The sequence below is a fragment of the Streptomyces malaysiensis subsp. malaysiensis genome (assembly GCF_040653035.1).
GTDB lineage: Bacteria > Actinomycetota > Actinomycetes > Streptomycetales > Streptomycetaceae > Streptomyces > Streptomyces malaysiensis.
The window spans coordinates 22,510-32,018 of record NZ_JBEZNG010000053.1; the positions used below are offsets into that span (position 1 = coordinate 22,510).

The 9,509-nt window shown below is 69.6% G+C and carries 4 protein-coding genes; 2 read left to right on the forward strand and 2 right to left on the reverse strand.

The window, feature by feature from the left end; genetic code table 11:
* Positions 1-33: 33 nt before the first annotated feature.
* Positions 34-1,428 carry a DHA2 family efflux MFS transporter permease subunit gene (locus AB0E24_RS45070; RefSeq protein ID WP_351386288.1) on the reverse strand — a complete coding sequence of 465 codons (1,395 nt, stop codon included), beginning with the start codon at positions 1,426-1,428 and terminating at the stop codon, positions 34-36.
* A gap of 313 nt (positions 1,429-1,741) precedes the next feature.
* Between AB0E24_RS45070 and AB0E24_RS45075 the strand changes: the two genes are divergently transcribed.
* A complete protein-coding gene (locus tag AB0E24_RS45075; RefSeq protein ID WP_359385754.1) occupies positions 1,742-2,221 on the forward strand; it encodes an AtaL-like protein in 480 nt (159 codons plus the stop codon).
* Between the two features lie 135 nt (positions 2,222-2,356).
* On the opposite strand, the gene AB0E24_RS45080 is transcribed toward AB0E24_RS45075, so the two are convergent.
* Positions 2,357-3,349 (reverse strand): FkbO/Hyg5 family chorismatase, encoded by a 993-nt coding sequence (locus tag AB0E24_RS45080; RefSeq protein ID WP_174886539.1) that lies wholly within the window; start codon positions 3,347-3,349, stop codon positions 2,357-2,359.
* Positions 3,350-3,702: 353 nt separating this feature from the next.
* Here AB0E24_RS45080 and AB0E24_RS45085 point away from each other — a divergent pair.
* The coding region (locus AB0E24_RS45085) for a beta-ketoacyl synthase N-terminal-like domain-containing protein (protein WP_359385757.1) at positions 3,703-9,509 on the forward strand (5,807 nt) is incomplete at its 3' end.

Here is a 9,509-nt window from a genome sequence, read left to right on the forward strand (position 1 = left end):
GCGCGGCGGGGCCGGAGTCGTTTCTAGGGGGGTTTAGGGGGCCGGATTCGCGTCGGCGACCGACTCCTTCTCCGGCTTCGACTCCAGCGTCCCGGCCGCCTCGCTGTCGCGGACCCGCAGGGTCAGCAGCAGCGCCACGATCGCGAGTCCGCTGGTGATGACGAAGCCCATCTGGTACGTGGACAGATCCGGCGCACCGCCGTCGGTGGTGGTGCCCAGTCCGGCCAGGACGGTGCTGAGCAGGCTGACGCCGAGCGCGGCGCCGGTCTGGGTGGCCGTGCTGAACAGCGAGGAGGCGACCCCGACCTGGTGCGGTGTCAGGGTGGCGAACGACGTGGTCTGCGCGGCGTTGTAGGCGATGGCGCTGACCGCGCCGGTGTACAGCATGATCAGCCACACCAGCCACCGCTGGGTGTCGACGTCGATCAGCGCCATCAGCGCCAGGCCCACGAACGAGGCGGTCAGCGACACCAGCAGGTGCCTGCGCGGACCGAGCCGGTGGTACATCTTCACCGCGACCTGTGCCCCGGCGATGGCCCCGATGGCGGCGGGGCCGATGTCGATGCCGACGCGCAGGGCCGAGCGTCCGAACACCTCCTGGTACAGCAGCGGGAACACGAAGTTGTACGCGGCGTTGAACGCGGTGATCATCAAGATGATGCCGGAGCTGATCCGGAAGATGTGGTTGCCGAAGACCCTCAGGTCCAACAGGGGGTGAGCGGCCCGCAGTTCGGTGAAGACCAGCAGCCCGAGCAGCGCCACGCCGCCGACGACGCAGCCCAGCACCAGCGCCGAGGTCCAGCCCTCGGTCACGCTCTTGTTCAGCCCGTACATCAGCAGGGTGAGCCCGCCGGCCGCGTAGACGAAGCCGAGGACGTCGAACGGGTTGCGCGCCCGTACCCCGTCGTCGTCCAGGAAGAACAGGGCGAAGAGGGTCGCGGCGACACCGATGGGCAGGTTGATGTAGAAGATCCAGCGCCAGGAGAGCGAGTCGGCGATGAAGCCGCCGAGCACCGATCCGATCAGCGGGGCGGCGGCGATCGGGATGGTCATGACCCGGCTGGCCTTGATCCGCTCCTCCGGCGGGAAGGTGCGCACCAGCATCGCCATCACCACCGGCCCGAACAGACCGCCGCTGAGGCCCTGGAAAAGCCGGAAGATCATCAGTTGTGGCAGGTTCTGGGCCACCCCGCATGCGACGGAGGTGAGCGTGAAGACGACCAGCCCGAGCACGAACACCTGCTTGGTGCCCCACCGGTCGCCGCACCAGTTCGCCGCGGGGATGCCGATGACCAGGCCCAACAGGTAACTGACCACGACGACACCGGCGCTGACCGTATCCACGTGGTAGTCCCGGCTGATCGCCGGCAGTGCCACGGTCACGATCGTCATGTCGAGCATGCGCACGAACATGGAGACGGTGAACATCACGCTGACTGATAATTTCGGATTTAGTCGTGGCGCTTTCATCTGTTCCTCCGGATCAGGGCACGTTGCACGGGGCATACATTCCCATCATCCGCTCATCTTGGTCAAGGCAAACAATACGGCGCTGAGCTGCGGAAACGCCGGTCACCCGGGCGGCGTAGGACAAATAATTACCGTCCGATGGACAGACGTTGGAAAACTCCGAATTCCCGGCGCGGCCGGGCCCGCTCTACGCTCTCGGCTGCCGAGCCGTCAGCCGAAGACCGTGCGGCAGCACCGGGTAGGGCGCCGCACCCGCTGAGAGCGAGACTAAGTGGCCATCATCATTTCTCATTCCGCCCTGATCAACGATTCCACGACGGACGACCAGGACGGCATCAGCTACGACGCGCTGTGGGAGACCCTCCTCCGCAAGGCGGAATACCCGGTCGACTACGTGGCGCAGATCAGTGAGTGCCGCATCGTCGAGCGGTACCCCGACGGTTTCTTGCGGGAGGCGGTCTTCTTCGGCAAGGACATCGTGCGGGAACGCGTCACGCCGCGCCGCGACCAGTGGCGCATCGACTTCGAGGTGATGGACGACCCGCGTTTCACCGCGGTCATCAACGAACTCGACCAGGACCCCGAGGGCCGTTTCCGCTACACCGTCTCGGTGGTGTTGTCGGAGCGTTCCGCCAAGCGCATCACCGAGGTCGAGGGACTGCTCGCGGAGACCGACGCGGGCGTGCTGGAAACGGCCCGTCAGACCGCGGAGACGCTGCGCAAGGTGACGCTGGACACCACCGCGGCCTGAATTCCCGCCCCTGCCGCGCCGCGGCCTGAATTCCCGCTCCTGCCGCGCCGCTGCCGAACGCGACATTACGGCGCCCCGGGCCATATTCCGGGGCGCCGATCGGCATTCCGAGGGCGCGGGGCGCGCCCGGCCGTCCTACATGACCACGCCCTCGATCTCCACCAGCAGATCGGAACGGCAGACGTCCACCGTCAGATACACGATATCGGCGTCCGGTGAGAACGCCTCCCGGCAGATCTCGCGCACCGCGGGCACATCCTCGGCCCTGCGGACGTACACCTTGATATTGCGCAGCGCCGTCAGCCCGTGGCCGGCGGATATGCCGTGCGCGGCCAGGTTCCCGCCGCTGATGACGAGTTCGATGTTCTCCAGCGCCAGTCGGCACTGCTTGACCAGGTCGCCCTCGTGCGCCGTCTCATGGCCGAGCACGCTGGCGGTGCCGGACACGAAGACCTGGCCGCCGCCCCCGTCCGCGGCCCTGGACGGCAGGTAGGTGGCGCGGGCGAAGCGCGGCGCACGCGGGCCGTACCGCTTCGGGTAGTGGTAGGCCGGCACCTGCCGGGGGTTCTCGATGTGCACATGCCCGCCGGACCGGCAGGCCAGCAGGTAGAAGGCGATCCCGCCGCCCCGGGAGCCGATCCCGGTGGCCGCCGGGAACTGGTCGAACTCCAGCCGGCACTGCTCGAACGCCTCGGCCCGGCCGCGGCAGAAGTCGCGGTAGACCTCCATGCCCTCCGCGTTGTCGCGATTGATGTCACCGATGAAGTTCCACATGCGGAACACGCTGGAGTAGCCGAATTCCTCCAGCAGCTCGAACATGGTGACGTACGCCGCTCTGGTGGCTTCCGTGTACCGCCCGGTGGGTGGCACACGACCGGCACAGAAGAAGTACTCGCCGTCGTGCGCGTAGGTGATTCCGTCGCGTTCGCCGTGCTCCGCTTCGGCGTCCGTCACCCATACCTCGGCGAAGGGCTCCGCGGTCGGGGCGACCATGTTGATTGCGAGTTCGGGATAGCCGTGGTCAAGGGTCGGGTATTCGCACACGGACGCGTAGTTGACGACCCCGAGGATGTTTCTTCCGGCCGGGGGCACTCCCCCGGCGCGCCCGTTTTCGAAGTACGACGTCAACCCATTCAGGACAAGCGATGACGGGTTCAATGTGGCTCCGCGTTCTCTCTTCGGGTTGCTTTCTCATGGCCCCGGGAACGATGCGCCGGAGCCGTTCTTGCGGCCCGTCAAAAAAGCTACACTGCGCCCCGACCGGGCCGCGGCGGCGACCGGTGAGTACAAAAAAATAGTGACCACTAGGGGGCGGCTAGGGGGGTGTTACGGGCTTCCACTTGGTTAATGTGCCGCCTGCTGGCCGCTTTTACGGACACGGCCTTTGGAATAAGCCGGGATTGACGTCCGCGGGTCGGCGGACACCGTCAGCACAGCGCCGACCGACCGGGACGACCGGTACGACCGAGAGGTGTGGTGGCATGCTCCGTCGCGAGCTGATCCGGCCGTTGCCCGAGCTGCTGAAAGCGCACGCGGCCCGCAGGGGAAGCCAGACCGCGTTCGCCGACTCGAGGCGTGGCGTCAGCTATGCCCAGCTGGAGGCGCGCACCCGTCGGCTGGCCGGACACCTCGCCCAGCTGCGGCTGCTGCCCGGCGACCGGGCCGCCATCTACCTGGGCAACTGCGTCGAGACCATCGAGAGCTATCTGGCCATCGCGCGCGCCAGCGCGATCGGCGTGCCCATCAACCCGCACTCCTCCGCCGCCGAGCTCGCCTATCTGCTCGACGACAGCGCGGCCCGGGTCATCGTCACCGACCACACCCGGCTGCCCCAGGTACGCCGGCTCCAGGCGGAACGGCCGCATCTGACCGTGGTGGTGACCGGCGACGAGAAAAGCGGCGCGGTGCCGTTCGACGCACTCGCCGAGACCGAACCGCAGCAGCCCGCCCGCGACGACCTCGGGCTGGACGACATCGCCTGGATGCTCTACACCTCCGGCACCACCGGTCGGCCCAAGGGCGTGCTGTCCACCCAGCGCAGCTGCCTGTGGTCGGTGGCCGCCTCGTCCGCCGGTGTGCTGGGGCTCTCCGAGACCGACCGGGTGCTGTGGCCGGTGCCGCTGTTCCACAGCCTGGCGCACATCTACTGCGTGCTCAGCGTGACCGCGGTCGGCGCGACCGCGCGGATCACCGAGGCGTTCGACGCCGAGGAGCTGCTGCACACGCTGCGCGCCGAGGAGTTCACCTTCCTGGCCGGTGTGCCGACCATGTACCACTATCTGCTGGACGCCGCCCGGGACGGCGACCTGTCGCTGCCGAACCTGCGGGTGTGCCTGTCGGCCGGCGCGATCAGCACCGCGACGCTGCGCGCCGAGTTCCAGGAGACCTTCGGCGTCCCGCTGCTCGACTGCTACGGCAGCACCGAGACCTGCGGCCTGATCACCGCCAACTGGCCGAACGGGACCCAGGTCGAGGGCTCCTGCGGACTGCCGGTGCCCGGCCTGACCGTACGGATCGTCGACCCGGAGACCCACGAGAGTGTCGAGACCGGCGAGGAGGGCGAGATCTGGGTCGGCGGGCCCAGCCTGATGGTCGGCTACTACAACCAGCCGGAGGCGACCGAGGCGGCGCTGCCCCGCGGCTGGTACCGCACCGGCGACCTCGGCCGCCGCGACGACCTCGGCTACCACACCATCACCGGGCGGCTCAGCGAGCTGATCATCCGCAGCGGGGAGAACATCCACCCGACCGAGGTCGAGCAGGTGCTGCTGCGCGTGCCGGGCGTGGCCGACGCGGCGGTCGTCGGCTCGGCCCACCCCGCCCTCGGCGAGGTGCCGGTCGCGTTCCTCGTACCGGCCGCGGACGGCTTCGACCCGGACGAGGTGTTCGCCGCCTGCCGCGAGCACCTGGCGTACTTCAAGGTGCCGGAGGAGCTGTACGAAATCGGTTCCATACCGCGCACCGGGTCCGGGAAGATCAAGCGGCACGTGCTGGCGCAGAGCCCGGCCCGGCTGCGGGCGGTGAGCTCCGGGTCGTTCGAGTCGCTGTTCCGCTTGGAATGGACGTCGCCGGTACCGGTGGCGGAGGCCGGGCCGGTCGACGGCGACCAGGCGACGTCCGCGCACCGCGCCGGTGGCAGCGTGGCGACGGCGGGCCCCGAAGCGCCCGGGTCGGCGGTCGTGGACTGCCCGCGCGGCTCCCTCGACGAGGTGCTGCGCGCGGTGCGGACCGGGCTGACCGACCGGTCCGGCCGGGTGGCCGTGCTGACCCACGGCATGAGCCACGACCCGGCGCAGGCCGCGGTCTGGGGGCTGGTGGAGTCGATGCGGGCGGACGCGCCGCACGACGCGCCGGTGCTGGTGGACGCCGACGGCGGCGAGGCGACCGCCGCGCTGTCGGCCGTCCTGGCGTCCGGGCAGCCGCGGGCGCTGGTGCGCGGCGGCGAGGTGCTGGTCCCCCGGCTGGCACGGGCGGGGAGCGGGCAGCGGGTGAGCCGGCCGGACCCGGACGGCACCGTGCTGGTCTTCGGCGCGGACCAGGAGCAGGCCGCCGAGCTCGCCGGGCACCTGGTCGCCGCGTACGGCATACGGCATGTGCGGCTGCTCGCCCGCACGGCCGTACCGGACCTGATCGCACGCCTGACCGAGCTGGGTGCGTCCGTGACTCAGACGGTCCGCGCGCCCGGCGACCGGGCATCGCTGGCGGAGGCGTTCCAGACGGCCGGGCCGCCGGTCACGGCCGTATTGCAAGTGGCCGGTCCGGAGACGCTGCCGACCACGCTCACCGGCGAGGTCGAACTCGGCCCGCTCCAGGACGCGCCGGCCCTGGACGAGCTCACCCGGGAGACGCCCCCGGCACTGTTCGTGCTCTCCGCGCCGATCGACAACGGCCCGGCGCACGCGGTCTTCCAGGCGGTGGCCAACCGTCGGCACGCCGCGGGGCTGCCCGCGCTGGCCCTCGGCTGGGGGCCGCGCGAGGAGCTGACGTCTCGGGAGAGGCTCGCCCTGTTCGACGCGGCGACCACGGTGGACGACGCGTCGGTGCTGGCGATACGGCATGAACTGGCCGCATCGGCCGTCGACACCGGCGCCGCCGGACGGCTGGCCCGGCTCCCCGTGGCGGAGCGCGGCCGTGCCCTGCTCGACCTGGTGCTGTCCGAGGTCGGCGTGATCACCGGCGGCCGACCGGTACACGGCCGACAGTCGTTCCGCGACATCGGCATGACGTCCACCAGCGCCGTGGAGCTGCGCGGCCGACTGGCGGCGGCGACCGGTCTGGCGCTGCCCGCCACACTCGCCTTCGACTACCCCAACCCGGACGCCCTGGCGGCCTACCTCGGCAACCGGCTGTTCGGCGACACATCCGCGGCGGGCCCCGACATGGAACCGGCGGACCCCGCCGCTCCATCCGGTGAGCCGATCGCGATCGTCGGAATGGCCTGTCGACTGCCGGGCGGTGTGACCTCGCCCGAGGAGCTGTGGGAACTGCTGTCCTCGGGCGGCGACGGCATCTCCGGCTTCCCGACCGACCGGGGCTGGGACCTGGAACACCTCTACGACCCGGACCCGGACCACCCCGGCACCTCCTACGTCCGCGAGGGCGGCTTCCTCCACGACGCAGGCGACTTCGACGCCGCCCTGTTCGGCATCTCGCCACGCGAAGCGCTCGCCATGGACCCGCAGCAGCGGCTGCTGCTGGAGACCACCTGGGAGGTGCTGGAACGCGCGGGCATCGATCCCACCTCACTCCGCGGCAGCCGCACCGGCGTCTTCGCCGGGGTGATGTACCACGACTACATCTCGCGCCTGCGCGCTGTGCCGCCGGAGTTGGAGGGCTATCTGAGCAGTGGTGGCTCGGGGAGCGTAGTGTCGGGCCGGGTGTCCTACACGTTCGGATTCGAGGGACCGGCCGTGTCCGTCGACACCGCCTGCTCCTCCTCCCTGGTCGCCCTGCACCTCGCCGTCCAGGCACTGCGCACCGGCGAATGCACCCTCGCCGTCGCCGGCGGCGTCACCGTCATGGCCTCCCCCTCCTCCTACATCGAATTCAGCCGCCAACGCGGCCTCTCCCCCGACGGACGCTGCAAATCCTTCGCCGCCACCGCCGACGGCGCCGCCTGGTCCGAAGGCGCCGGCCTGCTGCTGGTCGAGCGGCTGTCGGACGCCCAGCGGCTCGGGCATCCGGTGCTGGGGGTGGTGCGCGGCACCGCCGTCAACCAGGACGGCGCCTCCAACGGCCTCACCGCCCCCAACGGCCCCTCCCAACAACGCGTCATCCGCGACGCACTCACCAACGCCCAACTGTCCGCAACCGACATCGACCTCATCGAGGCGCATGGCACCGGCACCAAACTCGGCGACCCGATCGAAGCCCAGGCGGTGCTGGCGACGTACGGGCAGGACCGTGACCGCCCGGTGTGGCTCGGGTCGTTGAAGTCCAACATCGGGCACACGCAGGCCGCCGCCGGAGCAGCCGGTGTGATGAAGGCGGTCCTGTCGATGCGGCACGGGGTGATGCCGAAGAGCCTCCACATCGACGAGCCGACCCCGGAGGTCGATTGGTCGGCGGGTACGGTCGAGCTACTGGCCGAGGCCCGCGACTGGCCGGGCGCGGACGAACGCCCCCGGCGCGCGGGTGTGTCGTCGTTCGGGGTCAGCGGCACCAATGCGCACGTCATCCTCGAACAGGCGCCGCCCGCGCCCGAGCCGACGGAGTCGGCGGAGCCCGTCGAGCCCTCTGAATCGGCCGAGCCTTCCGGCCCCGTCGGGCTTGAGTTGGAACCCTCCGGTCCGGTGCCGTGGGTGCTCTCCGCTCAGAACGAAGCCGCGCTCAAAGACCTGGCCCGCCAACTGGCCACCGTGGACGGTTCGGTGCGGGACATCGCCCATTCGCTGATCAGCACGCGGGCCGCGCTGCCACACCGTGCCGTGGTCGTGGGCTCCACCCGTGAGGAATTCGCCACCGCGCTGGAACAGATCACCGGACACACCCCGGATGGTGGCAAGACCGTCCTCGTCTTCCCCGGGCAGGGTTCGCAGTGGGTCGGTATGGGACAACGCCTCTGGGAGACCTCGGCTCTCTACCGCGACACCATCCGCGAGGTCGACGCGGCCCTGTCGGAGTACATCGACTGGTCCGTCACCGACATCCTCACCGGCCAGCCCGGAGCACCCACCTGGGACCGGGTCGATGTGATCCAGCCGGTTCTCTTCACCACCATGGTCGCCCTCGCCACCCTCTGGCAACACCACGGCCTGGCCCCCGACGCCATCATCGGCCACTCCCAAGGCGAAATCGCCGCCGCCTACACCGCCGGAGCCCTCACCCTCCAAGACGCCGCCCGCATCACCACCCTCCGCAGCAAAGCACTCCTCCCCCTCACCGGCCACGGCACCATGATCAGCGTCCTCGCACCACCCGAAAAAATCCAGCAAACAGCCAACCCCGACCACTGGAACACCCGCATCTGGATCGCCGCCCACAACGCACCCAACACCACCACCATCACCGGCGACACCCAAGCCATCACCCACCTCACCCAACAACTCTCCCACCACCGCATCATGCGCTGGCAACTCCCCGGAGTCGACTTCGCCGGACACTCCGGCCACATCGACCAACTACACCAGCAACTCCAAGAAATCCTCGCCCCCATCACCCCACAAAAACCCACCACACCCTTCTACTCCACCACCGACAACACCTGGATCACCGACACGACCCTGGATGCCGACTACTGGTACCGCAACCTACGCCAACCCGTCCTCTTCCAACCCGCCATCGACCACCTGAGCAGCAACGGCTACACCACTTTCATCGAAACCAGCCCCCACCCAACCCTCACCCCCAGCATCCAGGAAACCAACCCTGACACCACCACCATCCACACCCTCCGCAACGAACAAGACGACACCGCCGCCTTCCTCACCGCACTCGGCCACGCCCACACCCACGGCCACCCCATCACCTGGCACACCCTCATCCCAGCAGCCACCACCATCCCCCTACCGACCTACCCCTTCCAACACACCCGTTACTGGCTCAGTGACAAGGCCGTGACCGGCGCTCAGGACGCCGTCCAACTCGGGCTGGTCCCGACCCCGCACCCGTTCGTCCCCGCCACCACCACCCTCGCGGAAACCGGGGCCACCATCCTCACGGGACATATCAGTCCCGCCCAGCATGGTTGGCTTGCCGACCACGCCGTCAACGGCACCCCACTCCTCCCCGGCACCGCACTGGTCGACATCGCCCTCCACGCCGGCGACCACACCAACCACACCACCCT

What these genes read in the sequence shown, in the direction of transcription:
- AB0E24_RS45070 (WP_351386288.1), bottom strand. Translation starts at nt 1,428, where the DNA reads ATGTTCACCGTCTCCATGTTCGTGCGCATGCTCGACATGACGATCGTG.